General features: G+C 67.8%; 33 protein-coding genes. 10 read left to right on the top strand and 23 right to left on the bottom strand.

The window, feature by feature from the left end; genetic code table 11:
- Nucleotides 1–2: 2 nt before the first annotated feature.
- From AC2A1N_RS16920 to AC2A1N_RS16865, 12 genes are all read right to left on the bottom strand, one after another.
- Nucleotides 3–272 carry an HPr family phosphocarrier protein gene (locus tag AC2A1N_RS16920; RefSeq protein ID WP_005408385.1) on the bottom strand — a complete coding sequence of 90 codons (270 nt, stop codon included), beginning with the start codon at nucleotides 270–272 and terminating at the stop codon, nucleotides 3–5.
- Nucleotides 265–657, bottom strand: coding sequence for a PTS sugar transporter subunit IIA (locus tag AC2A1N_RS16915; protein ID WP_019659454.1), 393 nt, complete (start codon nucleotides 655–657; stop codon nucleotides 265–267). Before AC2A1N_RS16915 ends, AC2A1N_RS16920 begins: the two co-directional genes overlap by 8 nt.
- Before the next feature lie 272 nt (nucleotides 658–929).
- Nucleotides 930–1,814: an RNase adapter RapZ gene (gene rapZ, locus AC2A1N_RS16910; RefSeq protein WP_005415554.1), complete on the bottom strand. Its 885-nt coding sequence runs from the start codon at nucleotides 1,812–1,814 to the stop codon at nucleotides 930–932.
- 27 nt (nucleotides 1,815–1,841) lie between these two features.
- Nucleotides 1,842–2,792 carry an HPr(Ser) kinase/phosphatase gene (hprK, locus tag AC2A1N_RS16905; RefSeq protein WP_005408388.1) on the bottom strand — a complete coding sequence of 317 codons (951 nt, stop codon included), beginning with the start codon at nucleotides 2,790–2,792 and terminating at the stop codon, nucleotides 1,842–1,844.
- Nucleotides 2,789–3,241, bottom strand: a complete 453-nt coding sequence (locus tag AC2A1N_RS16900; RefSeq protein ID WP_061479789.1) for a PTS sugar transporter subunit IIA — start codon at nucleotides 3,239–3,241, stop codon at nucleotides 2,789–2,791. Before AC2A1N_RS16900 ends, hprK begins: the two co-directional genes overlap by 4 nt.
- Nucleotides 3,242–3,262: 21 nt before the next feature.
- Complete coding sequence (gene hpf / locus AC2A1N_RS16895) at nucleotides 3,263–3,580, bottom strand: ribosome hibernation-promoting factor, HPF/YfiA family (protein ID WP_005415556.1); 318 nt, start codon at nucleotides 3,578–3,580, stop codon at nucleotides 3,263–3,265.
- A 58-nt stretch (nucleotides 3,581–3,638) separates the two neighbouring features.
- A complete protein-coding gene (locus tag AC2A1N_RS16890) occupies nucleotides 3,639–5,060 on the bottom strand; it encodes an RNA polymerase factor sigma-54 (RefSeq protein ID WP_484372949.1) in 1,422 nt (473 codons plus the stop codon).
- 40 nt (nucleotides 5,061–5,100) lie between these two features.
- Nucleotides 5,101–5,820, bottom strand: a complete 720-nt coding sequence (gene lptB / locus AC2A1N_RS16885) for an LPS export ABC transporter ATP-binding protein (RefSeq protein WP_005415558.1) — start codon at nucleotides 5,818–5,820, stop codon at nucleotides 5,101–5,103.
- On the bottom strand, nucleotides 5,820–6,386 hold the full coding sequence (gene lptA / locus AC2A1N_RS16880; RefSeq protein WP_061479791.1) for a lipopolysaccharide transport periplasmic protein LptA: 567 nt from the start codon (nucleotides 6,384–6,386) through the stop codon (nucleotides 5,820–5,822). Before lptA ends, lptB begins: the two co-directional genes overlap by 1 nt.
- 100 nt (nucleotides 6,387–6,486) lie before the next feature.
- Nucleotides 6,487–7,062: an LPS export ABC transporter periplasmic protein LptC gene (gene lptC, locus AC2A1N_RS16875; RefSeq protein WP_005415560.1), complete on the bottom strand. Its 576-nt coding sequence runs from the start codon at nucleotides 7,060–7,062 to the stop codon at nucleotides 6,487–6,489.
- Nucleotides 7,059–7,607, bottom strand: a complete 549-nt coding sequence (locus AC2A1N_RS16870; protein WP_049415164.1) for a KdsC family phosphatase — start codon at nucleotides 7,605–7,607, stop codon at nucleotides 7,059–7,061. Before AC2A1N_RS16870 ends, lptC begins: the two co-directional genes overlap by 4 nt.
- A 66-nt stretch (nucleotides 7,608–7,673) precedes the next feature.
- Nucleotides 7,674–8,675, bottom strand: a complete 1,002-nt coding sequence (locus AC2A1N_RS16865; RefSeq protein ID WP_061479792.1) for a KpsF/GutQ family sugar-phosphate isomerase — start codon at nucleotides 8,673–8,675, stop codon at nucleotides 7,674–7,676.
- Between the two features lie 54 nt (nucleotides 8,676–8,729).
- On the opposite strand from AC2A1N_RS16865, the gene AC2A1N_RS16860 reads away from it, so the two are divergent.
- Genes AC2A1N_RS16860 through AC2A1N_RS16850 form a run of 3 tightly spaced genes read left to right on the top strand, consistent with a single transcriptional unit; the run spans nucleotide 8,730 to nucleotide 10,567 of the window.
- A complete protein-coding gene (locus tag AC2A1N_RS16860; RefSeq protein WP_005408396.1) occupies nucleotides 8,730–8,960 on the top strand; it encodes a BolA family protein in 231 nt (76 codons plus the stop codon).
- Nucleotides 8,961–8,981: 21 nt separating this feature from the next.
- Nucleotides 8,982–10,253 carry a UDP-N-acetylglucosamine 1-carboxyvinyltransferase gene (gene murA, locus AC2A1N_RS16855; RefSeq protein ID WP_134968817.1) on the top strand — a complete coding sequence of 424 codons (1,272 nt, stop codon included), beginning with the start codon at nucleotides 8,982–8,984 and terminating at the stop codon, nucleotides 10,251–10,253.
- Nucleotides 10,250–10,567, top strand: a complete 318-nt coding sequence (locus AC2A1N_RS16850) for a hypothetical protein (protein ID WP_032957609.1) — start codon at nucleotides 10,250–10,252, stop codon at nucleotides 10,565–10,567. Before murA ends, AC2A1N_RS16850 begins: the two co-directional genes overlap by 4 nt.
- Before the next feature lie 114 nt (nucleotides 10,568–10,681).
- Here AC2A1N_RS16850 and AC2A1N_RS16845 read toward each other — a convergent pair whose 3' ends face one another.
- The 7 genes from AC2A1N_RS16845 to purM all read right to left on the bottom strand — a co-directional run bounded on the left by AC2A1N_RS16845 (nucleotide 10,682) and on the right by purM (nucleotide 15,602).
- Complete coding sequence (locus AC2A1N_RS16845; protein ID WP_005415565.1) at nucleotides 10,682–11,365, bottom strand: DUF3108 domain-containing protein; 684 nt, start codon at nucleotides 11,363–11,365, stop codon at nucleotides 10,682–10,684.
- Nucleotides 11,366–11,367: 2 nt separating this feature from the next.
- Complete coding sequence (locus AC2A1N_RS16840; RefSeq protein ID WP_072168187.1) at nucleotides 11,368–12,189, bottom strand: DUF3108 domain-containing protein; 822 nt, start codon at nucleotides 12,187–12,189, stop codon at nucleotides 11,368–11,370.
- A 68-nt stretch (nucleotides 12,190–12,257) separates the two neighbouring features.
- Entirely contained in the window at nucleotides 12,258–12,917 is a 660-nt protein-coding gene (purN, locus tag AC2A1N_RS16835; RefSeq protein ID WP_061480739.1) for a phosphoribosylglycinamide formyltransferase, read from the bottom strand.
- A complete protein-coding gene (locus tag AC2A1N_RS16830) occupies nucleotides 12,914–13,576 on the bottom strand; it encodes a DUF2238 domain-containing protein (RefSeq protein WP_484372946.1) in 663 nt (220 codons plus the stop codon). The genes purN and AC2A1N_RS16830 overlap by 4 nt, the downstream gene beginning before the upstream one ends.
- 38 nt (nucleotides 13,577–13,614) lie before the next feature.
- Nucleotides 13,615–14,037, bottom strand: coding sequence for a hypothetical protein (locus tag AC2A1N_RS16825; protein WP_061480737.1), 423 nt, complete (start codon nucleotides 14,035–14,037; stop codon nucleotides 13,615–13,617).
- Nucleotides 14,034–14,522 (bottom strand): hypothetical protein, encoded by a 489-nt coding sequence (locus tag AC2A1N_RS16820; RefSeq protein ID WP_061480736.1) that lies wholly within the window; start codon nucleotides 14,520–14,522, stop codon nucleotides 14,034–14,036. The genes AC2A1N_RS16825 and AC2A1N_RS16820 overlap by 4 nt, the downstream gene beginning before the upstream one ends.
- Before the next feature lie 21 nt (nucleotides 14,523–14,543).
- A complete protein-coding gene (gene purM / locus AC2A1N_RS16815) occupies nucleotides 14,544–15,602 on the bottom strand; it encodes a phosphoribosylformylglycinamidine cyclo-ligase (protein ID WP_484372943.1) in 1,059 nt (352 codons plus the stop codon).
- Between the two features lie 99 nt (nucleotides 15,603–15,701).
- Here purM and AC2A1N_RS16810 point away from each other — a divergent pair, with 99 nt between their 5' ends.
- Genes AC2A1N_RS16810 through hda form a run of 3 tightly spaced genes read left to right on the top strand, consistent with a single transcriptional unit; the run spans nucleotide 15,702 to nucleotide 18,714 of the window.
- Nucleotides 15,702–16,841, top strand: coding sequence for a DUF2066 domain-containing protein (locus AC2A1N_RS16810; RefSeq protein WP_061480734.1), 1,140 nt, complete (start codon nucleotides 15,702–15,704; stop codon nucleotides 16,839–16,841).
- The gene (locus tag AC2A1N_RS16805; protein ID WP_005415573.1) at nucleotides 16,838–18,007 is read left to right on the top strand and encodes an AI-2E family transporter; all 1,170 of its coding nucleotides are present in this window, start codon (nucleotides 16,838–16,840) and stop codon (nucleotides 18,005–18,007) included. Before AC2A1N_RS16810 ends, AC2A1N_RS16805 begins: the two co-directional genes overlap by 4 nt.
- The gene (hda, locus tag AC2A1N_RS16800; RefSeq protein WP_053500213.1) at nucleotides 18,007–18,714 is read left to right on the top strand and encodes a DnaA regulatory inactivator Hda; all 708 of its coding nucleotides are present in this window, start codon (nucleotides 18,007–18,009) and stop codon (nucleotides 18,712–18,714) included. Before AC2A1N_RS16805 ends, hda begins: the two co-directional genes overlap by 1 nt.
- Nucleotides 18,715–19,303: 589 nt before the next feature.
- On the opposite strand, the gene murU is transcribed toward hda, so the two are convergent.
- From murU to AC2A1N_RS16780, 4 genes are all read right to left on the bottom strand, one after another.
- Entirely contained in the window at nucleotides 19,304–20,014 is a 711-nt protein-coding gene (gene murU / locus AC2A1N_RS16795; RefSeq protein WP_134969025.1) for an N-acetylmuramate alpha-1-phosphate uridylyltransferase MurU, read from the bottom strand.
- Complete coding sequence (locus tag AC2A1N_RS16790) at nucleotides 20,011–21,036, bottom strand: aminoglycoside phosphotransferase family protein (RefSeq protein ID WP_154350350.1); 1,026 nt, start codon at nucleotides 21,034–21,036, stop codon at nucleotides 20,011–20,013. The genes murU and AC2A1N_RS16790 overlap by 4 nt, the downstream gene beginning before the upstream one ends.
- Nucleotides 21,037–21,100: 64 nt before the next feature.
- A complete protein-coding gene (locus AC2A1N_RS16785) occupies nucleotides 21,101–21,370 on the bottom strand; it encodes a GlsB/YeaQ/YmgE family stress response membrane protein (protein WP_061479236.1) in 270 nt (89 codons plus the stop codon).
- A 69-nt stretch (nucleotides 21,371–21,439) separates the two neighbouring features.
- The gene (locus tag AC2A1N_RS16780; protein ID WP_061479235.1) at nucleotides 21,440–22,933 is read right to left on the bottom strand and encodes a M20 family metallopeptidase; all 1,494 of its coding nucleotides are present in this window, start codon (nucleotides 22,931–22,933) and stop codon (nucleotides 21,440–21,442) included.
- A 199-nt stretch (nucleotides 22,934–23,132) separates the two neighbouring features.
- Here AC2A1N_RS16780 and AC2A1N_RS16775 point away from each other — a divergent pair, with 199 nt between their 5' ends.
- The 4 genes from AC2A1N_RS16775 to AC2A1N_RS16760 all read left to right on the top strand — a co-directional run bounded on the left by AC2A1N_RS16775 (nucleotide 23,133) and on the right by AC2A1N_RS16760 (nucleotide 26,283).
- On the top strand, nucleotides 23,133–23,459 hold the full coding sequence (locus AC2A1N_RS16775; RefSeq protein WP_032953992.1) for a ComEA family DNA-binding protein: 327 nt from the start codon (nucleotides 23,133–23,135) through the stop codon (nucleotides 23,457–23,459).
- A 352-nt stretch (nucleotides 23,460–23,811) separates the two neighbouring features.
- The gene (locus AC2A1N_RS16770) at nucleotides 23,812–24,897 is read left to right on the top strand and encodes a L,D-transpeptidase (RefSeq protein ID WP_180869107.1); all 1,086 of its coding nucleotides are present in this window, start codon (nucleotides 23,812–23,814) and stop codon (nucleotides 24,895–24,897) included.
- A gap of 17 nt (nucleotides 24,898–24,914) precedes the next feature.
- Nucleotides 24,915–25,640 carry a murein L,D-transpeptidase catalytic domain family protein gene (locus AC2A1N_RS16765; RefSeq protein ID WP_061479233.1) on the top strand — a complete coding sequence of 242 codons (726 nt, stop codon included), beginning with the start codon at nucleotides 24,915–24,917 and terminating at the stop codon, nucleotides 25,638–25,640.
- A 34-nt stretch (nucleotides 25,641–25,674) separates the two neighbouring features.
- Complete coding sequence (locus AC2A1N_RS16760; protein WP_061479232.1) at nucleotides 25,675–26,283, top strand: HutD/Ves family protein; 609 nt, start codon at nucleotides 25,675–25,677, stop codon at nucleotides 26,281–26,283.
- Nucleotides 26,284–26,295 lie beyond the last annotated feature (12 nt).

Below are 26,295 nucleotides of genomic sequence, written 5' to 3'. Positions count from 1 at the left end.
GCTCAGCTGTCCTCGTCGAAGCGGCGTTCGAACAGGCCGACCACCGCTTCCATCGCGGCGGCTTCGTCCTCGCCGTTGATGCGCACGGTGACCGGGGTGCCCTGGCCGGCGGCCAGCAGCATCACGCCCATGATGCTCTTGGCGTTGATCTCACGGCCCTTGGCGGCCATGGTCACGTTGCAGCGGAACGGCGCCAGGGTCTGCACCAGCTTGGCGGTGGCCCGGGCATGCAGGCCCAGGCGGTTGCTGACGGTGAGTTCTCGTTCAAGCATCGTCGACTATCGCTCCATTACGGGTACCCGCCGCGGCTGTGGCGGGCAGTTGATCCAGTCCCTGTTCCGGATAATTCATCACCCGCAGCAACATCGGCAGGCTCAGCGCTGACACTCGGCGAACCGGGGTCCCCAGCCGGGCCAGCTGCCCGGCAAGGTTGGCGGGGCTGGCGCCGTACAGGTCGGTCAGGATCAGCACGCCATCCCCTGCATCGACCCGCCGCAGGGCGGCCGAGGCGAGCGGGAGCAGGGCGTCCAGGTCTGCGTCGAACGGTACTTCGAAAGCTTCGGTTTTCAGCGGCAACTGCCGCAGGAGCCGGGTCGCCACCTCAAGCAGGGCGGGCCCGACCCCCGGATGTGTTACGAGGAGAATGCCACAGGTCATTACTGCACGTTAACAGGTCAAGGTGAATCGGCGATAGCAGCAGATGAGGGGTACTGTGTCCCGTATTCAGTGTTGCTCGGGTCCGGGCCCTTTCCTGTTGAAAAGGGGGCCGCCCCTTTCCGTTTTTTCGATGCCTGACCGAGATTCATCCACGGCGTGTCCTGCAGCCCACACCGCCCCGCAATCCCCCGAAATGCCGCTGTTGCTGTTGCTGTTGCCGGCCAGCAGCCGGCACGACCGGCGGGTGCCGGGCGCAGCCCGGCCGACCACCCTCAATCCTGTTCGCGGTGGTAGGTGGCCACGTCCTGCCAGCCCATCTCGCGGGCGTGCCGGGCCATGCGCTCGGCCAGGAACACCGAGCGGTGCTTGCCTCCGGTGCAGCCGAACGCCACGGTCACGTAGCTGCGGGTGCCATCCCCCAGTTTCGGCAGCCAGGTATCCAGGAAATCCATCAGCTGGGCCAGGTAACGCTGCACGTCGGGCTGTGCTTCCAGATAGTCGCGCACGCCCGGCTCGCGGCCGCTCAGCGCGCGCAGGTCCGGGTCCCAGTGTGGATTGGGCAGCACCCGCGCATCGAACACGAAGTCCGCCTCGGCCGGTACGCCGCGCTTGTAGGCGAATGATTCGAACAGCAGCGACAGGCCGGTGGCATGGTCCATCGCGAACTCGGTGATGATCCGCCGCCGCAGCTGGTGCACGTTGAGGGTACTGGTATCGATCACCGCATCGGCCTCGCGGCGCAACGGTGCGGTCAGTTCGCGCTCGCGGGCGATCGCTTCGGGCAGCGACAGGCCCAGCTGGCTCAGCGGATGGCGACGGCGGGTGTCGGCGTAGCGCTTGAGCACCGTTTCGTCGCTGGCCTCGAAGAACAGTACCTTCACTTCCACGCCGGCGTCGGTGGCCAGCTGCCGCCAGTCGCCCAGCTGGCTCAGGTCGGCCTGGCCGCGGACATCGATGCCTACGGCCAGGCGGCGCGGTGCGCTGCCGTCGTGGTTGGCCAGCAGGCTGCGCACGAAGTCCGGCAGCAGGTGGATCGGCAGGTTGTCCGAGCAGTAGTAGTCCTGGTCCTCGAAGGTCTTCAGGGCGACGGATTTACCCGAGCCGGACAGGCCGCTGACGATGATCAGGGTCGGGGCGGTGGGGATTGCGGTGCTCATGGACAGGCTCTTCGAGGGGCAGGAGGATCAGGGTGTTCGCCGTTCCAGCAGGTTGCTGTGGCGGGCGATGAACATGGCCGCCGGGTCAATGCCCTTGGTGCGCAGGATGTGCAGGCGGGTGGCGGCTTCGGTCAGCACGGCCAGGTTGCGGCCGGGCATCACCGGCAGGGTGATCAGCGGAACGTCCAGGTCCAGCACATGGCGGGTGCCCGAGTCGCCGGTCAGACGCTCGTAGCCATGCGGGGTGGGTTCGGTCATCGGCTTGGTCAGGTGGACGATCAGCCGAAGGTACTTGTTCTTCTTTACAGCCGTGTCGCCGAACATCTCGCGCACGTTCAGCACGCCCAGGCCGCGCACTTCCAGCAGGTCCTGCAGCAGTTCGGGGCAGGTGCCGTCGAGTACATCCGGGGCGATCTGGGTGAACTCGGGGGCGTCGTCGGCGACCAGGCGGTGACCACGGCTGAGCAGCTCCAGCGCCAGCTCGCTCTTGCCCGACCCGGCCTCGCCGGTGATCAGCACGCCAATGGAATAGATCTCCATGAACACGCCGTGCAGGATCACCCTCGGTGCGAGCGTGCGCGCCAGGTGGTAGGACAGGTGGTTGAGCAGTTCGTGGCCGCGCTTGGGCGACAACCACAGCGGCGTGCCGGATTCATCGGCGGCGGCGCGCAGGTCTTCCGGGCAGGCCTGGTTGCGGGTCAGCACCAGCGCAAGCGGGTGCGACTGCATGATCTTTTCGATGGTCTCCCAGCGCTGGCGCGGTTCCAGCGCATCCAGCCAGGACAGTTCCTCGGTGCCCAGGATCTGCACCTTGTTGGGATAGATGGCGTTGAGGTAGCCGGCCAGCGAGGGACGCCGCGAGACGGTATTGCCGGCCTCCAGCTCGCGCTTCTCACCGGATTTGCCTGCGGCCCAGCGCAGCCCCAGCCGCTCGCGCTGCTGTTCGAACAGTTCACGGGCGGTGATGCTGGTATTCATGCGGCGCTCGCAGGTGGGGTCATGTCCAGCGCCTCGCGCAGGGCCCGGGCATCGCCGGCCTCACGCAGGGCCTGGCGGATATCCGGCGCGGAAAACAGCTCGGCCAGCTCGGACAGCAGCATCAGGTGCTGGTGGGTGTAGTGGGCCGGGACGGCCATGGCGAACACCAGGTCCACCGGCTCATCGCCGCCGAAGTCGACCGGGGCCGCCAGGCGCAGCAGGGCGCCACGGGGGCGGTCCAGGGTCGGCGCGCGGCCGTGGGGGATGGCGATACCGTGGCCGATCGCGGTGCTGCCCAGGGCTTCGCGCTGGCACAGGTTCAGATAGATCTGTTCGGCATTGGCCTGGCGGCAGGCCAGCAACCCGGCGGCGGCCTGCAGGACGCTGTCGCGGTCGGTGGCCGCGCAGAGCTGGGTCTGCACGGCCGCCAGGAGGTCAGTCAGGGGCATGTCTGCGGGGAACGGTGGCGATCAGCCACCATTGTCGCCCACCGGCAGCGGTGCGTGCTGCTGTTTTTTCTCCTTGTGCTTGATGACCAGGCGGTCAAGCTTGTCCGCAAGCAGGTCGATCGCGGCATACATGGTCTGGCCGCCGGCCTCGGCGTGCAGGGTCTGCCCCGGGATGTTGAGGCTGGCGTCGACGTGGTGTTCGGTCTTCTGCAGCTTGAGGGTCACCCGCGCTTCGCAGTGCTGGTCGAAGTGTTTTCCGATCCGGGCCAGCTTCTCCTCCACATAGGACTGCAGGGCCGGGGTGACTTCGACGTCTTTGCCAAACGTTTCGATGCGCATCGGGTTTCTCCTGTGTTCGGATGTGCCAATGAACCTCTCCGCCGGGCGCGGCGGTGCGTCAAGCGATTCTGACCCTTTCGTGCGAGGCGGAGATGTTCATGGCTTCACGATACTTCGCCACGGTGCGTCGCGCTACTGGAATTCCCGACGATTTGAGCAGGTCAGCCAGCTTGGCGTCAGAAAGCGGCTTGCGCGGATTTTCGTCGTCGATCAGGCGCCGGATCATCGCCTGGATGGCGGTGCTGGACGCCTCGCCACCGCCTTCGGTATCGATGCCCGAGGCGAAGAAGGCACGCAGCGGCAGCGTGCCGCGCGGCGTGCGCACATGCTTGCGGGCGATCGCGCGCGACACCGTCGACTCGTGCAGGCCCAGTTCGGTGGCGATCTCGCGCAGGGTCAGCGGACGCAGCGCCTGTTCGCCGAACTCGAGGAAACCGGCCTGCTGCAGGATCAGGCTGCGCACCACCCGCAGCAGGGTTTCGCCGCGCTGCTGCAGGCCCTTCAGCAGCCAGCGCGCCTCCTGCAGCTGGCCACGCAGGTAGCCGGCGTCGGCCTCGCCACAGCGGCGGATCAGCTGTTCGTAGCCACGGTGGATCACCACCTTCGGCCCGGCATGGGCGGCCAGCGCCGCGCGCCAGATGCCGTTCTGCCGCCACACCACCACGTCGGGCACCACGTAGGTATCCTGCGAAAGCGGCGCGATCTGGGTCCCTGGACGCGGGTCCAGCGAGCGCAGCAGGGCGACCGCCGTCTCGACCTCATCCAGCGGCTGTTTCAGTTCATGGGCCAGACCGGCGACGCCACTGCGTGGCAGCCGTTCCAGCGGGCCTGCGGCAATCTGCCGCGCCAGCGCCAGACCCGCGGTGTCGCCAGGCAACACATCCAGCTGCAGCTGCAGGCATTCGCCGAGCGTGCGCGCGGCAACGCCGACCGGGTCGAAGCGCTGGATGCGATGCAGCACCGCAAGGATTTCATCCTCATCGGCATGGACCGACGGCAGCAGGGTTTCGGCGATGGTGGCCAGCGGTTCGCGCAGGTAACCGTCGTCGTCCAACGCATCGATCAGCGCAGCGCCGATGCTGCGGTCATGCATGGAAAGATGCGACAGGTGCAGCTGCCACAGCAGGTGGTCGGCCAGCGTCTCGGTTTCGGCCACGCGCTCGGCGGCGCTGCCGGCGTCATCATCATCGTCGAAGCTGCCGCCACTGCCGGCAGCGCTCCAGTCGAGCTCGGCCGGTGCCCAGTCGTCGCCATTGTCGGTGCGTTCGGCCGGCGTGCCGGCGTCCGTGTTGTCGCCGCCTTCATTGGCGGCACTGCTGTCGTTGCTGTCGGCCCAGTCCAGCAGCGGATTGCTTTCCACGGCCTGGGCGATTTCAAGCTCCAGCTCGGTCGTGGACATCTGCAGCAGCTTGATCGCCTGCTGCAGCTGGGGGGTGAGCACCAGCTGCTGTCCCAACGATGTCTGCAGCCGAGTCTTCATGCCTGTGCCGAATGGAAGGAAAGGGACCCAGCACCTGCGGTCACAGCTTGAAGGAATCCCCAAGGTAGACGCGACGTACGTCAGCGTTGTCCAGGATCGCCTCCGGCGAGCCCTGGGCCAGCACGGTGCCCTCGGCGAGGATATACGCGCGGTCGCAGATTCCCAAGGTCTCGCGCACGTTGTGGTCGGTGATCAGCACGCCGATGCCACGCTGCTTGAGATGGGTGACGATGCGCTGGATTTCGCCCACCGAGATCGGGTCGACACCGGCAAACGGTTCGTCGAGCAGGATCAGGCGCGGCTGCGCGGCCAGTGCGCGGGCGATCTCGCAGCGACGACGTTCGCCACCGGACAGGCTGGCACCGAGCTGGTCGGCGACATGGCCCAGCTGCAGCTCGTCGAGCAGGCTGTTCAATTCGCGCTCGCGGCCGGCCGAATCCAGGTCTTCGCGCAGTTCAAGCACCAGGCGGAGGTTGTCGGCCACGGTCAGCTTGCGGAACACCGACGGCTCCTGCGGCAGGTAGCCCACGCCCTGCTTGGCACGGGTGTACATCGGGTCGCTGGTGATGTCCTTGCCGTCGAGCACGATGCTGCCTGCATCGGCGGCGACCAGGCCGACGATCATGTAGAAGCAGGTGGTCTTGCCGGCACCGTTGGGGCCGAGCAGGCCGACCACTTCACCGGCGTCGAGGGTCAGCCCGAAGTCCTTGACGACTTCGCGCTGCTTGTAGCGCTTGCGCAGGCCCTTGGCGACGAGCATTACTTCTTGCTCCCCGCCGGCCTGGCCGGCGCGCTGGCAGGAGCCGCCGCCTTGGGTGCGGCGGCCGGCTGTGCCGCCGCGTTCTTGTTCTTCGGCGGAATGACGGTGCGCACGCGGCTGCCATCGCCACCGGAGTTCATCTCCCCGGTGCGGGTGTTGTAGACCATGCGCTGGCCGGCATTGGTGCCGCGCGCGCTGGTGACCTTGTAGTTGCCGGTCAGGGTGATGATCTCGGTCTTGATGTCGTAGTCGATGCGATCAGCCACCGCGTCCATCCAGGTGCCGTCGTCGAGCTGCTGCTTCATCGTGGCCTGCTTGCCGGTGAATACCGCACGCACGGCCTCGCCGTCCTTGAGGTAGATCTCCGCTTCGGACGCGCGGATGTCCAGCGTGCCCTGGGTAACGGTCACGCCCTGCGAGAGCACGGTCTTGCCATCGCCGGTGAGCACGCCCGACTGGGCGCCCGAGTCGATGTTCATGTTCTCGTTGCGGTCGGTGGACTTGGCAAAGCCAGCGCTGGGAACAAGGAGACCGAGCGCGAGTACGGCTGCAAAGGGGATCTTCATCGGGGTCCGTTCTACCGGTGGGGCCGCCGGGAAACCGGGGGCGGGTGGGGGGGCTGCCATCCTTGCGCCGGTCCGGGGACGTCGCAGGAGGGTGGCGGAATCAGCGTCGGGGCGTGTAACGGCCCTTGGACTGGCTGAGGAAATGATACGTGTTGTTCTTCGAATCCACCTCGAAGCCGACGCCGGACTGTTCCATGCCGGGACGGGTCATGGTGACCCGCGCATCGGTGCGGGCACGGTTTTCCTTCGGGAACACATCCAGGTGGTCGGTGCGGAACGTGGTCGGCACCACGCCCGGATCGGCCGGACTGTCGCCAGCGACATTGCCGCGCAGCTTCATCTCGTCGCCCTTGGCACTGAGCCAGCCGGTCTCGGCGCGCAGGGTCCAGTGCTTGCCATCCTTGTCCGGCATCTCGAACAGTGGGGTGGCGATGTTGATGGTCTGGTCGCCGCGCTGCCGTTCCAGCCGCGGTGCGCGCAGGGTGGTTGATTCCTTGCCCTGCTCATCCAGTGCGACGATCTGGAAGTCGTGCAGGATGTAGTCCACGCCGGCGTCCTGGCCGGCAGTGGCCGGGCCCTTGTCACGGTTGCGCAGGGCGGCCCAGCTGCTGAGCAGGGCCGCCAGCAGCAGGCCGATGCCGAGCACGGTGCGCCAGTTCAGGGTGGGCAGGTTCATGCGCCGAACCTCGCCAGGACCGCGTCCACATGGCCCTGGGCGGCCAGCAGGATGTCGCACAGTTCACGGGCGGCGCCACGTCCGCCATCGGCGCGGGTCTGCCAGTGCACGCGCTCGGCGATCCACGGGTGGGCGTTGGCTGGCGCCACCGCCAGCCCGACCGCGCCCAGCGGCGCCAGGTCCGGCAGGTCGTCGCCCATGAAGGCCACCTGCTCCAGGCCGATGCCATGCTGCGCACACAGCGCCTGCACGCTGGCCAGCTTGTCGCCCACGGCGATCTGGGTGTCGATGCCGAGGTCGGCGCCGCGCTTGAGCGCGGACTGGCTGTTGCGCGCGGTGATCAGCACGGGGTGGATGCCGTGCTGCTGCAGCAGTTTCAGGCCCAGACCGTCCTGCACGAAGTACGCCTTGCTCTCGTTGCCGTCCTTGTCGTAGTACAGCCGACCGTCGGTGAGGGTACCGTCCACGTCGAAGCAGGCCAGGCGGACGCGGGCCGCAGCGGCATGCAGGTGGGCGGGGAACGCGGGCAGCGGGGACCAGGGCATCAGGCGATCAGGCTCGGTGGGGGCGTGTGGGGCATTACAGACTGAATGGGGTCTACGGACTGTCGGTTAAACCACCCGGGCCCGCAACAGGTCATGAATGTTCAGGGCGCCGACCGCACGGCCCTGGCCATCGACCACGATCAGGCCGTTGATTTTCTGGGTCTCCATCTGCCGCGCGGCCTCTACGGCCAGCTGGTCGGCACCGATGGTGCGCGGGTTGCGGGTCATCACATCGGCGATCTTCGCGGTGCGCACGTCCAGCGCGCTGTCCAGCGCCCGGCGCAGGTCGCCGTCGGTGAACAGGCCGATCAGCACGCCATCGGCGTCGACCACGGCGGTCATGCCGAGCCGCTTGCGGCTCATTTCCACCAGTGCCTCGCTGAGGCTGGCATCGGCGCTCACGCTGGGCAGGTCCTCGCCGGTGTGCATGACATCGGTGATGTGCAGCAGCAGGCGACGGCCGAGGCTGCCGGCCGGGTGCGAGCGGGCGAAGTCGTCGGCGGTGAAGCCGCGTGCGTCAAGCAGGGCTACGGCCAGCGCATCGCCCATCGCCAGCGAGGCGGTGGTGCTGGAGGTCGGCGCCAGCGCCAGCGGGCAGGCCTCGGCCGGCACGCTTACATCCAGGTGGATGTCGGCGGCGGTGGCCAGGCTCGACTGCGGGCGGCCGGTCATGGAAATCAGCACGTTGCCCTGGCGCTTGAGCACCGGCAGCAGCATCAGCACCTCATCGGACTCGCCCGAATAGGACAGGGCCAGCACCACGTCGGCTTCGGTGATCATGCCCAGGTCGCCGTGGCCGGCTTCGCCGGGATGCACGTAGAACGCCGGTGTGCCGGTGGAGGCCAGGGTGGCGGCGATCTTGCGGGCAATGTGGCCGGACTTGCCCATGCCGGTGGCGACCACCCGGCCGCGGCTGGCCAGGATCGCCTCGCAGGCCTGCTGGAAGGCCTCGCCAAGGCGGTCGGCGACGGCATCCAGCGCCTGCCGCTCGATCTCGAACACGCGGCGGCCACTGGCGACCAGGCCGGCAGGGTCGACGGAACGGGGGGGCAACAGGGATTCGGCCATGCGGACGCCACGCAGCGGAAGTAGAATGGAGGCACATTTTATTAGGAAAGCCCGTTGGACGCCGACACCATCCGCAATCTGATCGAAACCGGCCTGCCTGGCGCCCGCGCCGATGTGCAGGGCGATGATGGCGTGCATTTCGAAGCGACCGTGGTCTGCGAGGCCTTCGCCGGCAAGATGCCGCTGGCCCGCCACCGCATGGTCTATGCCACGCTGGGCGACCTGATGGGCGGCGCGATCCACGCGCTGGCACTGAAAACCGTGACCCCGGCCGAAGCCGGCTGAACCGCAGAAGATCCCGAATACATGGCCAAGATCGTTGTGACCGGCGGCGCTGCGCTGCACGGTGAAGTGAGCATCTCCGGCGCCAAGAACGCCGTCCTCCCCATCCTCTGCGCGACCCTGCTGGCCGACGAGCCGGTGGAGATCACCAACGTGCCGCACCTGCACGACGTGGTCACCACGGTGAAGCTGCTGGGCGAGCTGGGTGCCAAGGTCACCATCGACCAGGGCACGCTGTCGCGTGGCAGTGCGATCGTGGTCGACCCGCGTTCGGTCAACCAGCACGTTGCGCCGTACGAGCTGGTCAAGACCATGCGCGCCTCGATCCTGGTGCTGGGCCCGCTGCTGGCCCGCTTCGGTGCGGCCGAAGTGTCGCTGCCCGGCGGCTGCGCGATCGGTTCGCGTCCGGTCGACCAGCACATCAAGGGCCTGCAGGCGCTGGGTGCCGAGATCGTGGTCGAGAACGGCTTCATCAAGGCCAGCGCCAAGCGTCTGAAGGGCGGCCATTTCACGTTCGACATGGTCAGCGTCACCGGGACCGAGAATGTGCTGATGGGCGCGGTGCTGGCCGAAGGAACCACCGTCCTCGACAACTGCGCGATGGAACCGGAAGTGACCGATCTGGCACATTGCCTGATCGCGCTGGGCGCGAAGATCGAAGGCCTGGGCACTGCCCGCCTGGTCATCGAAGGCGTCGAGCGCCTGTCCGGCGGTCGCCACGAAGTGCTGCCCGACCGCATCGAAACCGGTACCTTCCTGGTCGCTGCGGCGATGACCGGCGGCAAGGTCACGGTCAACCGTGCGCGCCCGAATACCATGGACGCGGTGCTGTCCAAGCTGGTCGAGGCCGGCGCGAAGATCGAGACCACCGACGACACCATCACCCTGGACATGCAGGGCAAGCGGCCGAAGGCGGTCAACCTGACCACCGCGCCGTACCCCGCATTCCCGACCGACATGCAGGCGCAGTTCATGGCGCTCAACTGCGTGGCCGACGGCGTCGGCGTGATCAACGAGACGATCTTCGAGAACCGTTTCATGCACGTCAACGAACTGCTGCGCCTGGGTGCGGACATCCAGGTCGAAGGCCACACCGCCATCGTGCGTGGCAGCGAGACCCTGAGCGGTGCGCCGGTAATGGCCACCGATCTGCGTGCCTCGGCCTCGCTGATCCTGGCCGGCCTGATGGCCAGCGGCGAGACCACCATTGACCGCATCTACCACCTTGATCGTGGCTACGAGAACATTGAAGAGAAGCTGTCTTCGCTCGGCGCCACCATCCGGCGCGTGCCATGATCCTGCGCGGCAAGTTCAGCCCGCGCCGCAAGGCGCTGCTGGCCCTGGTGCTGATCGTGCTGGCGTGGTTGGGCTATGCCTGGTACGCCAACATCGCCATCACCCAGGGCATCGAGCAGAAGGACATGGACTGGAACGGCGACGGCACGGTCTCGCGTGACGAGATCATCGAATCGTTCTACGCGGTCGCGGTGAACGACAGCCAGGACGGCAACCGCCATTGCCGCACCTTCGTCTGGCGCAGCACCGGCGAGCAGATCCGCGTGGACTGCCGCACCGAGTTCAAGCCGGCCGCGGCCGAGGAAAAGAAGTAAGAACAACGCCCGCGAAAGCGGGCGTTTTTCCCGGGGCGTCCATCCACGCATGGCGTGGATCTACTTCAGGTTTCCAGTAGATCCACGCCATGCGTGGATGACGTGGATCTCCGGTCAGTTCATCGCCTTGATGGTCAGGTCCAGCGCATCGCGGCCGCTCTCACGCTGCAGCATGCGCGCCGGCACCGGGAATTCCGGCACGATCCAGGCGATCAGCTCCTTGTTGCCGTCGGCACGCGAGACCTTGGTGGCCTCGTAGCTCTTGCCGCCCACGGTGATCGATTCCTTGCCGATCACGCGGTAGGTCATGTTCTTGATGCGGCCTTCGTCGACCATGCGATAGGTCAGCGGCTTGCCGGCGGCCAGGTCGCGGGCGATCGCCAGGTTGATCAGCAGCGCGTCCATGTCGCCCGTCTTCAACGCGATGGGGCCCGCACGGTCCGGCTTGATGTCGCCGGTCCAGGTGGCCTGGTTGCTGGTCCAGTTGTAGTTGGCCTGCACATTGCGCTTCTTCACCAGCAGTGCCGAACGGTCCTGGCTGCTGAGCGGGCGCAGCTGGCCGCGCACCTCTTCGAACACGGTGCTCTGGCTCAGGTCGGCCAGCTGGTTCTTCACCTGCAGCGTGTAGCGCCACTTGTTGGCTCCCTCGCTGCTCAGCGTCATGCTGCCATTGGCCTGCATGCCCATGTAGCTGGCCAGGTAATCGGCCTTGAATGGCTGCAGGGCCATGGCCGGCAGGCTGGCCACCGACAGTGCCGCTGCAGCGATCCAGGTGAGGGGGCGGGTCAGGGTGCTCATGCTCAGACTCCTTGGTATTCGATCAGGCGCAGATCGACGCGGTCTTCGCCGTCTTCGCGTTGCAGGATGCGCACCGGGGTGGGGACACCGTTGGCGATCCAGAGGATGGTTTCGTTGTTGCCGCCGTTGGTCCGGTAGACCCGCAGCGCGTTGTAGGACAGGTCGCCGACCTCGACATTCTCGGTCTGCGGCGCGGCCTGGTAGTCGTGCTGGCGGACCTTGCCCATGTCCACGTAGCGATAGTGCATGGTGGCGCCCGGGCGGGCATCACGCATGATCGCCAGATTGATCAGCAGCGCGCTCTGGTCGCCCGGCTGCAGCGCGATCGGTTGCGCACGTTCCTTCTTGACGTCGCCGCTCCACTGCGCGGTGCCGGCCTGCCAGTTGTACGTGCCGACCGCTTTCTTGCCCAGGAACAGGCCCTTGCGCACCGTGCTCTGGCTGAGCGGCGCATAGACGCCGCTGCGCTCTTCGAACACCGTGCTCTGCTCGATGTTCAGGCCCAGCACGCTGGCGAAGCCGCGGCGGCCGACCACCTGCATGTCCACCCGCCACTGGTTGCCGCCGGTGTGGGTGACCTGCATGCTGGCGTCGCCGGCCTCCTTGCCTTTGTAGAAGGCTTGGTAGGTCGCGGTGAACGGCTGCAGCGGCGGCGGCTCCCAGGCCAGCGCGGGGGGCATCGGCACGGCCGGTTCTGCGGGCGGCTGTACTACGGGCGCCGGCTGCGCAGGGGCCGCAGGCGCTTGCACCTGGCCCCAACCCACGCCGGGAAGCACGACAAGCGACAGCAGCAATGAAGTGGACAGCAGGGTCGTGGTCTTCATGGAGGACAGGAGCTGCAGGAGGGGGGCAGGATGCCAGCCCCGCAGTCAGCGGGGCGTGTGCGTGGGCGTTACCGGTTCAGGTTCCCGGCGGAATCTAGGGCCAGTGGGCTAAACAGGGGGTGACCGTCCAGGTGCGGCTGCCCCTCCCGTTCAGTCAGGCGGCCGGCGCACAGCAGCTGGAGGGTGGCGATCAGCAGGGGGTGCTCCACCTCCAGCACGCGCGCGGCCAGGCTGTCGGCGTCATCGCCGGGCATCACCGGCACCCGCGCCTGGGCCAGCACGGCGCCGGCATCCAGTTCGGGAACGACCAGATGCACGCTGGCCCCGTGCTCGGCATCGCCAGCGTCCAAAGCCCGCGCATGCGTATCCAACCCCTTGTGCAGTGGCAGCAGGGAGGGGTGGATGTTGACCAGGCGGCCATTGAAGCGCTGCACGAAGGCGGCGCCGAGAATGCGCATGTAACCGGCGCAGACGATCCAGTCCGGCGCGACCGCGGCCAGTGCATCGCCCAGGGCCTGCTCGTAGGCGGCGCGATCATCGAACTCCTTCGGTGCATGCGCCCAGCGCAGGCGTGCACCGACCCGTTGCAGCGCGGCGGCGGCTGGGCGGTCGGAGAACACGCCGACAACCTCGGCGGGCAGGCGGCCGTCGGCAATTGCATCAAGGATGGCCTGCAGGTTGCTGCCGCGGCCGGAGGCGAGCACGGCAATGCGGGTGGGCGTGGTCATTGCCGGGCACTCCGTCGGATCAACGGCCAGGTCAGCAGGCTGCCCACGGTCGCCAGCAGCATGTCGGCATGCGCGTCCCACATGTCGCCCTGCTGCCCGTTGTAGGCCTCGGCGGCGTCGGGCGAAAGGGCCAGCGCGATGGCCCACTCGAACCACTCGTAGACCAGGCTGGCGCACATCACTGCCATCACCGCCAGGGTGAAAGCCTGGCCGCGGCGCAGCGCCGGCCAGGCATGGCGTGCCAGCTGCAGCAGCGCAGGCGTGAAGCAGACGCCGAACAGGAAGTGGATAAGCCGGTCGAAATGATTACGCTGCCAGCCAAACGCCGCATTTGGCGACCAGCCGGTCAGCGCCTGCGCCCAGGCGTCGTAGGGCACGTTGGAGTACAGCCAGCGCGCGCCCACGCAATGCAGTGCGATGAAGCCACAGATCGCGATGAAGGCGCCATTGCCCAGCCAGCCACCCCGGCGGTCGACCCATAGCAGTGCGGCCAGCCCGATCACGGTCAGGGTGCTGTGCAGGGCCTGCTCGATGGGCCACAGCGGGTGGAGCCAGCTGATCGCGAATACCGCCAGCACGGCGGCGAAGGCCAGCTTCTTGGGGCCCGTGAAACGGGAAGCGGCAGGCGAGGCGGTCGTCGGGAGGGCAGGCGCGGACATGGGGAGTCGATCAGGGAAGGGGGCGTCTGCCGGCAAGCTCAGACGCTGAGATGGTCGCCGCGGTCGAAGAGTGCGGCCATGTCAGGCTTGGACAGGAACACCCAGGCATAGGCGGTCAGGGCCATGCCCAGCGGGCCAGCCAGTACCGCCAGCCAGGCCGCGCGCTGGCACCAGGCCAGCCCGGTGCGGCGCGACAGCAGGCGTGCGGTGTGCAGCTGCACGACGCCAAGCGCGGCAGCCAGCAGCGAAATGACCCCGTACACCGTGGCCAGTACCGCGCCATCGGCCAGCCCGCGTGAGCTGGCGACCAGGCCGATGAAACCGAGAAACGCCAGCGCGGCCATCCAGTGGAAAACCGCCAGCGCGTAGAACAGCACCTTCAGCGTCTGCAGATGGCTGGCCAGCTGCAGCTGCGCCAGGGTCTGCTGCGGCAGCGGCGGTGGTGCGACGGGTGTCGTCATGTCGTTGCACCACTTGCATCGAAGGCGGCCTTGACCTGCGGGCGCAGCAACGTAACCAGGGTGAATACTCCCAGAACGGTGCCCAGCGGCGCGCACAGGCAGAGCAGGCCGGCCACGATCAGGCACAGCAGGTGGCGACGACGCTGGGCCAGGCAGCGTCCGGCCTGGATGACGAATGCGGCCATGCCCAGGCCACCGGCGACGAACACGGTCCCCAGCACCGTGAACACCCAGCCGAACAGGCGCTGTTCGGCCGGCGACGAGGGCTGGCCCCCGGAGTTCATCGGCAGATGGCCGCTCAGCGCACTGATGCCGAGCACGATGTACAGAATGAAAAACAGCGAGAGCAGCGCGATCAGGCCACCGAACACGTAGTGCGCGATGGACAGCGCGCGCAGGTGGTCAGCGTCCTGCCTGCTGAAGACCGGCACGGCCGCCAACGGCGGCGGTACCGGGGTGGGTGCCAAGGGGGGCGTTGCGTCCATGCGGGCTCCTCGGGGTCGGGTTCAGCCGATGCGGACGCGTTCGGCGCCTTCGGCGGTGACCACCTGGCCGATGGTCCAGCGCTCCAGGCCCTGCGCCTTGACCGCCTCGGACACCGCAGCCACCTGGTCCGGCGCGACGATCAGCACGAAGCCGATGCCGCAGTTGAAGGTGCGCCACATCTCGCTGTCGGCCACCGCGCCTTCCTTCTGCAGCCACTGGAATACCGGCGGCAGGGTCCAGGACGAGGCCTGGATGTCCAGGCCGAGGCCGTCGGGCACCACACGGATGATGTTCTCGGTCAGGCCGCCACCGGTGATGTGGGCCATGCCGTGGATGGCGTCGCCGTGCGACTTCAGCAGCGACAGGATCGGCTTCACGTACAGGCGGGTCGGTGCCATCAGCGCATCAACCAGCTTCACGCCACCTTCCAGTTCCAGGTCGGCCGGGCGGCCGGCGCGGTCGTAGATGCGGCGCACCAGCGAGTAGCCATTGGAATGCGGGCCGGACGAGGCGATGCCGATCAGCACATCGCCGGCGGCCACGCTGGCGCCGTCCTTCAGCTCGCTCTTCTCGACCGCAGCCACCGTGAAGCCGGCCAGGTCGTACTCGCCCGGGGCGTACATGTCGGGCATTTCAGCGGTTTCACCGCCGATCAGCGCGCAGCCGGCCTCGGTGCAGCCGTTGGCGATGCCGCCCACCACCGCTGCGGCGGTGTCGATGTCCAGCTTGCCGGTGGCGAAGTAGTCCAGGAAGAACAGCGGCTCGGCGCCCTGCACCAGCACGTCGTTCACGCACATCGCGACCAGGTCGATGCCGATCGTATCGTGGCGGTTCAGCTGGTGGGCCAGCTTCAGCTTGGTGCCCACGCCGTCGGTACCCGACACCAGCACCGGCTCGCGGTATTTGTTGGACAGGTCGAACAGGGCGCCGAAGCCGCCCAGGCCGCCCATCACTTCCGGGCGGAAGCTGCGCTTGACCAGGGGCTTGATCCGCTCGACCAGCGCGTTGCCGGCGTCGATGTCGACACCCGCGTCACGGTAGGTGAGGGGGGAGGGGGCGGAAGACGGGGTGTTGGTCACGGGCGTCGGCGCTGGCAGGGATTGAACGAGCGATTTTAACAGGCCGCATTGGCGCAAAGGCCGTATTCGGGCAACAATTCCCCCGGATTCGTCGAGCCAATGGATGTCCTGATGCGCCGCAGCCTGATTCTGACCCTGCTCCTTGCACTGAGCCTGCCGGTGGCCACGATGGCCCAGAGCGGCCTGCGCACCGAGGGAGATGTTGCCACCGCCTCGGGTGCGTACGAGGCCGAAGTGCCCGTCAACAGCCAGGCCGAAGCCGATCGCAACGGCGCCCTGGCCCGTGCCCTGAGCGTGGTGCTGGGCAAACTGTCGGGCGACCGCAACGTGATGTCCCGCCCCGGCGTGGTGCAGGCGCTGCGCAACGCCAAGGACTACGTGGCCAGCTACGACTACAAGCAGGACCAGAGCGTGGGCGCCAGCGGCGCGCCGAGCTTCAGGACCCTGCTGGTGGCCCGCTTCCGCGAGGATGACGTCGACTCGCTGGTCTCGGCGCTGGGCCTGCCGCTGTGGCCGCAGCCGCGGCCGAAGCCGGTGGTGTGGTTGGCCGTCGACGACGGCAGTGGCCCGCGCCTGGTCAGCGTGCAGCAGGCCAACGCCGCCCGCCCGCTGCTGAACCGCGCCATCGAGCGGGGTTACAAGCTGGGCCTGCCCAGCGGCGGTGCCGCCGAACAGGCGCTGGCCGGTGCCATCTGGCGCCAGGACAGTGCCGCCGTGGCCCGCGCCTCGTCGCGCTACTCGCCGCCGATGCAGCTGATCGGCAAGCTCTACCGCGCCAACGGCGGCTGGCAAGCGGACTGGGTGTTCGTCGACAACGGCCGTGAGCTGAACAAGTGGACCAGCAAGGACGCCAACGCCATGCGCGCGATGGCCGCCGGTGCCGACGGCGCCGCCGACGCGCTGGTCAGGCGCTATGCCAAGGCGGGTGCCGCCGTCGGCCAGGCCGGGACCTACCGCGTGGTGGTCACCGGCATCAACAGTGCCGACGACTACCTGCGCCTTGCCGCCGGGCTGCGCGAGGTGCCGGTGGTGCGCAATGTCACCCCGCTGCACGCTTCGGCCGGCCAGCTGGAGCTGAGCCTGGAGATGACCACCGGCCTGGCCGGCTTCAACCGCATGCTGGGCGACAACGGCGTGCTGGTGCCCAGCGCGACGCTGCCGGCCCTGCCGACCCCGATCGATGACACCACCGGTGCCCCGGTGGCCGCGCCGGTCAGCAACGAGTACCGCTTGCGATGACCCTGACCCCGGAAGCCGAAATCGCGCAGTTCCTGCGCCGCCTGAAGTACATCCTGTTCGCCGGCCTGGTCGGCTGGGTGGTGTGGCTGCTGGCACCGATCCTGACCCCGTTCGTGCTGGCGCTGGCGCTGGCGTGGCTGGGCGACCCGCTGGTGGACCGCATCGAGGCCACCGGCCGTTCGCGCATGACCGGCGTTGTGCTGGTGTTCGCGGCGATGGTGCTGGTGATCGTGGCGCTGCTGCTGGTGCTGGTGCCGATGATCGAGCGCCAGATCACCACCCTGATCGCGGTCGCGCCGCAGGCACAGGCATGGCTGATGGAGAAGGGGATCCCCTGGTTCGAGCAGAAGACCGGCCTGGAAGTGATGCAGTGGCTGGATCCGGACCGCCTGATCGAATGGGTGCGCAGCCACTGGCAGCAGGCCGGCGGCTTCGCCACCACATTCATGGGCTACGTCTCGCGTTCGGGCTTTGCGATGGTGACCTGGGTGGTCAACATCCTGCTGCTGCCGATCCTGGCGTTCTATTTCCTGCGCGACTGGGACAAGCTGGTCGAGCGGGTGGCGTCGGTCATTCCGCGTAACCAGATCGGCACCATCAGCGCGTTGGCGCGCGAGTCCAACGAGGTGCTGGGCGCGTTCATCCGCGGACAGTTCCTGGTGATGCTGGCATTGGGCGTGATCTATGCCGGCGGCCTGTCGCTGGTCGGCCTCAAGCTGGGCTTGCTGATCGGCCTGATTGCCGGCCTGATCAGCTTCATACCGTACCTGGGCGCGACCACTGGCGTGCTGATGGCGGTGATCGCGGCGCTGGTGCAGGCGCAGGGCTTCGACCTGAAGCTGCTGATCCTGGTGGGCGTGGTGTTCACCGTGGGCCAGCTGCTGGAAAGCTACGTGCTGACCCCGCGTATCGTCGGCGACAAGATCGGCCTGCACCCGGTGGCAGTGATCTTTGCGGTGATGGCCGGCGGCCAGCTGTTCGGCTTCCTCGGCATGCTGCTGGCGCTGCCGGTGGCGGCGGTGACCAATGTTCTGCTGCGCTATGCGCATCAGCGCTACCGACAGAGCGAGCTGTACGTGGGCGAGAAGCCGGCGATCGTGCTTGATGGCGTAGTGGACGCCCCCCATATCATCGTTCCGAACGACAAGGGCCCCGACCTGAAGTGATGGGTGTGCCGCAACTGCCGCTGGCCCTGCATTACCCGCGGGACCAGCGCCTGGAGACCTTCATCGGCGCGCCGGATGGCGCGCTGGCGCAGCTGCGCGCGATCGCGGTTGGCGCCAGCCACGACTGGGTCTACCTGGAAGGTGCGGCGGGCACCGGCAAGACCCACCAGGCGCTGGCGATGTGCTCCAGCGCCGAGCAGGCCGGGCGCCTGCCGACGTACGTGCCACTGGCCAGCGCCGCCGGCCGCGTTCGTGCAGCGCTGGATGGGCTGGACGCACGCGAACTGGTGGCGCTGGACGGGCTGGACGAGGTTGCCGGCAATCGCGAGGACGAGATCGCGCTGTTTGATTTCCACAACCGCGCGCGCGCTGCAGGTGTAACCGTGCTGTACACGGCGCAGAAGGCGCCGGGCGAGCTGGGCCTGGTGCTGCCGGACCTGCGTTCGCGCCTGGGCCAGTGCGTGCGCGTGCTGCTGCAGCCGCTGGATGAGGAAGGTCGTGCTGCGGTGCTGCGCGAGCGTGCACTGCGACGCGGCCTGGCCATCGACGAAGCGGCCATCGAATGGCTGCTGTCGCACACCGGCCGTGAGCTGGGTGGATTGATCACCCTGCTGGACTGGCTGGACCGCGAATCGCTGGCGGCGAAGCGGCGGATCACCGTGCCGTTCCTGCGCCAGGTGCTGGAAGAAGGCCGGCCTCGTTACTGAGGGTGGGGTTTGTTGGCAGGGCTGCGCCCTGCACCCGCCGAAGCCGAAGCAACGTCAACGTCAACGTCAACGTCAACGTCAACGTCAAAGGCTGGCTTCCTGAGGGGAGGCGGGGTGGCTCAGGTTGCGGGGGACGGCGCAAGTACGTCCCTGTAGCCTCGATCGCGCCATCCATGGCGCTCACGCCCCCGCAACCTGAGCCACCCCGCCTTCGACAGATTCCCGCGATCTGCCGGGACTGCGTACTGCACTGCTGTTGGTGGGTGTCGACCTTGGTCGACACCAGAGCAAGCGCAGCGAAGCGACCCGCTCTTGCTTTTCTTTCTTTCTTCCGTGGCTGGACGCGCATGGAAACTGTCAGAGGCCGGTCGGGGTGGGCTGCGCAGGGGCGTGAGCCGCATGGATGCGGCGACCGAGCTTACAGGGGTGAGGGCGCTTTGCTTGCGAAGCACTGCTTCGCAAGCGCCCGAACGCACAGCCGCCAGCGGCTGGGCCGGGCCCCGGAGGGGGACTTGCAGCGTCCCCTGCGCAGCCCACCCCGACCGGCCAAGCACGGCTTCTGCTTTCAATGAGTCCAGCCACGAGGGGCTCAGCCGTTCGCCGCCAGCTCCACATCCAGCGCGCGCAGGCGATCCACGGTCCCGACATCGGTCCAACGCCCCCGATGGTGCTGCCCCGTCATCAACCCCTGCGCCATGAAATGCTTCTGCAGCGGCACCACCGAGAACCTCGGCGGCAGCCGCTCGCTGCCCGGCGCATCGCCGATCACCGCGCGCCAGTCGGCCACGATCGAGGGGCGGTACACGCCGATGCCGGCATAGGTCAGGCATGGCCCTGCGCGGTCGTGGTGCAGCAGGCCCTGTGCATCCAGCCGATAGTCACCGTTCGGGTGCTGAACCGGATTGTCGACCAGCACCAGGTGTGCCTGGCCCTGCGGCTCGCGCGGCAGCGTGGCGAAATTGAAATCGGTCCAGATATCGCCGTTCACCACCAGGAACGGGGCATCGCCCAGCACCGGCAGTGCATTGAGGATGCCGCCGCCGGTTTCCAGTGGGGTCTGCCCTTCGTAAAGGAAATGCAGGCGCAGGCCCCACTGGCTGCCATCACCCAGCGTCGCCGGGAACTGCTCGGCCAGCCACGCGGTGTTGACCACTACCTCGCGTACGCCGAGCGCCGCCAGGCGCTCCAGGTGCCAGACGATCAGTGGCTTGCCGGCCACTTCCAACAGCGGCTTGGGTGTGTGCAGGGTCAGCGGGCGCATGCGCTCGCCGAGCCCGGCGGCAAAGACCAGCGCCTTCATCGGGCCACGCGCATCGGTGCGCCCAGGTCTGCCAGCGCCGGCTTGATGCGGTTTTCCAGCAGCTGCTGCAGGGGGGCCAGCTCGCGATAGCGTGGCAGCACTTCATCCAGATAGCCGATGAAGCGCGGTGCGTCGTCCAGGTAATGGCCCTTGTTGTCGCGGTAGCGCAAGCGGCAGAACAGGCCGAGGATCTTCACGTGGCGCTGGATGCCCATCCAGTCGGCATCGCGCAGGAAGGTGGCGCGGTCGGGCACCGGCAGGCCGGCGTCGCGCGCGCGTTCGTGGTACTGCGCCAGCCACTCGTCAACGCGCTGCAGCGGCCAGCTCAGGAAGGCGTCCTTGAACAGGCTCACCGCGTCGTAGGCGATCGGGCCACGCACCAGGTCCTGGAAATCCAGCACCGCGGGGCCGTCGTCGACCGGCATCAGGTTGCGCGGCATGTAATCGCGGTGGGTCATCAGCTGGGCCTGGCCCAGCGCGTTGTCCATCAACCGGCGATGCACCAGCTGCAGCCCCTCGAGCTCACCGCAGTCCAGTTCCAGGTTCAGGTGACGCTGCAGGAACCATTCGTCGAACAGGCCGGCATCGCGCTGCAGCAGCGCTTCGCCGAACTGGCCGAAGTCGGCCGGCACCGGAATCGCCTGCAGGCGCAGCAGCTGTTCGATCGCGCGGCCGAACCATTCATCGGCGTTGCGCTCGTCGAGGATCCTGGCCAGGGTCGGGCCGCCGAGATCTTCCAGCAGCAGGAAGCCGGCCTCCAGGTCCTGCGCCAGCAATGCAGGCACGCGCAGGCCGTGGTCGTGCAGCAGGCCGCGCATGCGCAGCCACGGCCGCGGATCTTCCAGCCCCGGTGGGGCGTCCATCACGATGTGGCTGCCACGGGTGCTGGTGGTGCGCCAGTAGCTGCGCATGCCGGCATCGACCGAAGCGCGCTCGACCACCGCGCTGGCATCGTCGAGCTGGGTACGGGCCCACTGCAGGCGCCGCGCGCTGCGCTGGGGATCGGAGGCGGGTTCGGTCATGCGGGCATATCCGGGGGCGCTGGGCGCGCCAACGTCGGGAACAGGAGGGGAAGGAGGGACGGGGTCAGCGGCGGCCGCTGAACAGGCGCAGGACGGCCAGCACGGCCACCGCGCCCACTACCGCACCGAGGAAACCGGCCGGTTCGCCGGGGGCGTACCAGCCCATGTACTGGCCGAACCAACCGGCCAGCAGTGCACCGAGGATGCCCAGCACGATGGTCAGCAGGCAGCCCATGCGGTTGTTGCCGGGCATGAAGAAACGCCCGAGCAGGCCGACCAAGAAGCCGACCAGCAGGATGTACAACCAGCTGCTGCTGCCGAACAGACCATTCATGCGCGCGGATTCCGCTTGAGTGTGGACGCAGCCTAGCAAGGCCAGGCTGCGTCCGTCACCGGTGCCGGATCAGCAGCAGCCGTGGTCGCCGTGGCGGGTGCCGCTGTCGGCAGCCACCGGCGAACCGCTGGTCTCGCCACGCAGGCTGGCGGCGTAGTGCTCGCTGATCACCTTGGACACGCAGGCGGTGACCTTCTTGCCCATCGGGATGTGCAGGAACTCATTCGGGCCGTGCGCATTGGAGTGCGGGCCGAGCACGCCGGTGATCATGAACTGCGCACCCGGGAACTTCTCACCGAGCATGCCCATGAACGGGATCGAGCCGCCTTCGCCCATGTACATCGCCGGCTTGCCGAAGAAGGCCTGGCTGGCATCGTCGATGGCCTGGGTCAGCCACGGCGCCATGGCCGGGGCGTTCCAGCCGGTGGAGGCTTTTTCCAGGTCCAGGGTGACCTGCGCGCCGTTCGGCGGGTCGCGAAGCAGCGCTTCCTTCAGCAGCTCGCCGCAGGTCTTGCCATCGGCGGTCGGCGGCAGGCGCAGCGACAGCTTCACCGAGGTCTGCGGGCGCAGCACGTTGCCGGCCGATTCCAGCGGCGGCATGCCGCCCACGCCGGTGACCGACAGCGCCGGGCGCCAGGTGCGGTTGAGCACCAGCTCGGTCAGGTCCTCGTTCATCGGACGCAGGCCGTCGACCATGGGGAACTTCTCGAAGATCTCGGTATCCACCACTTCGGCCGCGCGCCTGGCCTGTTCAAGGCGTTCGGCCGGGATTTCCACGTTCATGCCGTCGATCAGGATACGGCCGGTGTCCTGGTCCTCGATGCGCGACAGCAGCTGGCGCAGCAGGCGGAAGCTGGACGGCACCACGCCGGAGGCATCGCCGGAGTGCACGCCTTCGTTGAGCACCTTCACAGTGAAGTTGCCGCCGGTCAGGCCGCGCAGCGAGGTGGTGCACCACAGCTGGTCGTAGTTGGCGCAGCCCGAATCCAGGCAGACCACCAGCGAGGGCTTGCCGATGCGCTCGGCCAGGTGGTCGACGTAGGCCGGCAGGTCGTAGCTGCCGGACTCTTCGCAGGCCTCGATCAGCACCACGCAGCGGGCGTGCGGCAGGCCCTGGGCCTGCAGCGCCAGCACGGCGGCCAGCGAGCCGAAGATGGCGTAGCCGTCGTCCGCACCGCCGCGGCCGTACAGCTTGTCGCCGCGAAGGACCGGCGTCCACGGGCCGAGATCGTCATCCCAGCCAGTCATTTCCGGCTGCTTGTCCAGATGGCCGTAGAGCAGGATGGTGTCGTCGCCGGTTTCGGCGCCGGTCGCGGGAATTTCCAGGAAGATCAGCGGCGTACGGCCTTCCAGGCGCACCACTTCAACCTTCAGGCCGGGCAGCTGCTGGGCCCTGGCCCAGTTCTCCATCAGGGTGACCGCCTGTTCCATATAGCCGTTCTGCACCCAATTGGCGTCGAACATCGGCGACTTGTTGGGAATGCGGATGTAGTCGACCAACTGCGGGACGATTTCGCTGTCCCACTTGTCATTGACGAATTGGCCGAGCTTGGCGCTGTCCATCTGAAACTCCGGTTGCATGGGCTGATCCGGCCATTCTACGCCTGTGCCACGGGTAGGGTTTTTCCTACATCACGTCGGGTATTTGGCTGGCTTACGGAAATCCGGGAAACCGATAGGCTGTGCACATGTGGTGACGGACACTGTTCCTGCCGACGGGATTGCCGGTCGGGGCGGCCAGAATCACAGGGAGATACACGTGGTGCCTTGGAGTGTCGTGTTGAGGGCACTGGTGCTGGTAGTGGGGATCGCTGGGGCGCATGCCGCCGAACCGATCGACATCAACCGCGCCGATGCCCAGGCGCTGCAGCAGGGATTGACGATGGTCGGGGCCGCCAAGGCCGAGGCGATCGTCGAGCACCGGCGCAGACACGGCCCGTTTCATCGCGTCGAGGACCTGGCGCAGGTGAAGGGGATAGGGAAAGCGATCGTCGAACGGAATCGACAGCGGATCACCGTAGGCAACAGGTTGTTGCCGGCGGATCCGGTACCCGGATCGGTACCGGTGCGGACCGTACCCAGGCGCTGACAGCAGGAATCGTCGGAACCGGCAGGAGGCTGGTTCACCGGTCGCGGACAGGAAGGCCGTGACCACCGACCGCCGCAGGACGCGGCACCAATCACCAGGATGGTGGCATCACAGACCTGTGGAAGGGGCTGAGATACAAACAGGACAGACGCGGCCGCGTGCAGGATGCAACGCTACCCCCACAGCGCAGGATGCGAGGGGGCGGCAGCAGGCCGACAAGGACGTAACGATTGCCCGGTACGACACATGGCTGTGTCGCCGGGCAGTTTCATTTCCGGCGCCTGGTTTTGCCGCGGCCACCACGGGCCGATGGTGTACGGTGGCCGCTCTGCATGGAAAGGACCCGCGCTGGATGCTTCCGCACCGCCCCACGACCCTGATGCTCGCCCTTGCACTGGCCCTGCCGCTGCTGGCCCATGCCGCTGCGACGACACCGGCTGCCAAGCCCGCAGCCGCCACCGCCGGCACCGCCGAGGTACGCGGGCCGACCGACCTGAAGCCGGGCGAATACCTGTGGCATCCGGAAATCTCGCCGACCGGCCCGATCGTGCTGGTGGTCAGCCTCGATGAGCAGCGTGCCTACGTCTACCGCAACGGTATTGCCATCGGCCTGACCACGATCAGCTCGGGCAAGGCCGGGCACGAGACACCGACCGGCGTGTTCACCATCCTGCAGAAGGACAAGGACCACAGGTCCAACCTCTACAACAGCGCGCCGATGCCTTACATGCAGCGGCTGACCTGGGATGGCATCGCCCTGCATGGCGGCAGCCTGCCCGGGCATCCGGCCTCGCACGGCTGCGTGCGCCTGCCGCAGGCCTTCGCGCAGAAGCTGTTCAGCGAAACCCAGCGTGGCGATACCGTCGTGGTGGCCGATGCCAAGAGCTCGCCGATGACCCTGGCCTATCCGTCAGTGCTGGCGCCGGTCAATGCACGCGGCCAGGCCCTGCCGGAGACGGAGGGTGGGGCGTCGGCACAGGCCTGGTGGAACGACAGCGCGGCGCCGGCCGGGCAGGTCGGCATCCTGGTCAGCCTGCACGACCAGCGCCTGTACGTGCTGCGCGATGGCGTGATGATCGGCGAGTCGCCGCTGAAGGCCGACGCGCTGCCGGCCTTCCAGGGCACCACCCTGTTCGTGATGGGGCAGGGTTACAGCGATACGCCCAGCCCGCTGGACGCGAACCAGCGCCTGCACCAGTGGACGGCCTACCCGTTGCTGGGCCAGGACCGCGCCCAGGCCACGCCGGACCTGCTGGCCACGCCCTCGCTGCCGATGGCGCTGCCGGCCGAGTTCGCCCGCCAGCTGTACCGGGTGCTGGTGCCAGGCACGACCCTGCTGGTGACCTCGCTGCCGGCGGTCCGTCCAAGCCTGGCTGAATCCGGAATGCAGCCGGTCTTGGAATCCGAGCCGCCAGGGTCCACCCTCAAGGGCAACTGAGTTCCCTCGTTGTGCCCATGACTGCATCCCGCCTGTGCCGGCTGGCCGCGTTCGGCCTGCTGGCGACCTCGGCCAGCGCCCCGGCGCTGGCACAGACGCCCGCCCTCGCCACCAGTGCCGAAGATCTGGCTGCCTTGCTGTCGCGCAGTGCGCCCAAGGCCGACCGCCACGTGTTGCAGCTGGCGGCGCACGCCATGCGCTGTGCGTTGCAGCGGCCGGAGCTTGGCATCAACGGTGACCGACTGAGCGTTATCGATTACTCGCGACCGTCCACCGAGCCGCGCCTGTGGGTGTTCGACCTGGCCCACCAGCGCCTGCTGTTCGAGGAATGGGTGGCGCATGGCCGCAACAGCGGCGAGAACCGCACCGAGCACTTCTCCAACCGCGATGGCAGTTTCATGTCCAGCCTCGGCGCGTTCACCGCGCAGGAGACCTACATGGGCGGCAACGGGTATTCGCTGCGCCTGGCCGGGCTGGAACCGGGCTTCAATGACCGCGCGCGCGAACGCGCGATCGTCATCCACGGCGCGCCATATGTGAACCCGGCCACCGCGCAGCTGCAGGGGCGGCTGGGCCGCAGCCTGGGCTGTCCGGCGGTGCGCCTGTCGGTGGCCAAGCCACTGATCGATGCGTTGCGTGGCGGCACGATGGTGTTCGCCTATTACCCCGACCAGGACTGGTTGAAACACTCGCAGCTGCTGGCCGGCGGGTGCGGCGGCCAGGGCACGCTGGCCACGCGGTGATGCACGATGGCGCGCGGCGTGATGCAATGCGCCGATGAACATCGACTCCCTGCTGCACACTCCGAGCCAGGTCATTTCCAGCCTGGACTATCGCCGCGAACGCTGGCGGAATGGACTTGGCTGGACCCGCGAGATCCTGCGCCTGCCTGCGCAGGGGAATGACTGGGCGCTGCGCCTGTCGGTGGCCGAGATCGAGCTGGACGCGGCGTTCTCCGCGTTTCCCGGTGTGGAGCGTGAGCTGGTGCTGCTGCAGGGCAATGGCGTGCGCCTGCGCTTCGAGGATGGCCGCGTGGCCGAAGTCCTGCCGCCGCATGGGCGCGTGCGCTTTGCGGGCGAGGAAACGCTGCACGGCGAACTGGTCGACGGCACCACCCACGACTTCAACCTGATGTGGAAGCGCGACCTGCTGCAGGCCGAACTACTGCATCGGCCGCTGGTGGGCTCGATGTTCTTTTTCTGCGAACCAGGCGTGGCCTGGGCGCTTTACCTGTTGGCCGGTCATGCCGAATTTGGGGCTGACAGTGGTCTGCCGCCGATGCACGCTGGCGATACCGCGTGGTTGGCGGCCGGTGAACGGCAAAGGCATGCGTTGCAGGGCGGGGGCGAGTTGCTGGCGATCCGGGTCAGTGCGGCGGCGGGATGATTCCTCGGCGCC

The sequence above is a fragment of the Stenotrophomonas maltophilia group sp. SKK55 genome (assembly GCF_057179845.1).
The sequence above is the reverse complement of the archived record's forward strand: the minus strand, read 5'-3'. Positions and strand labels throughout refer to the sequence as shown.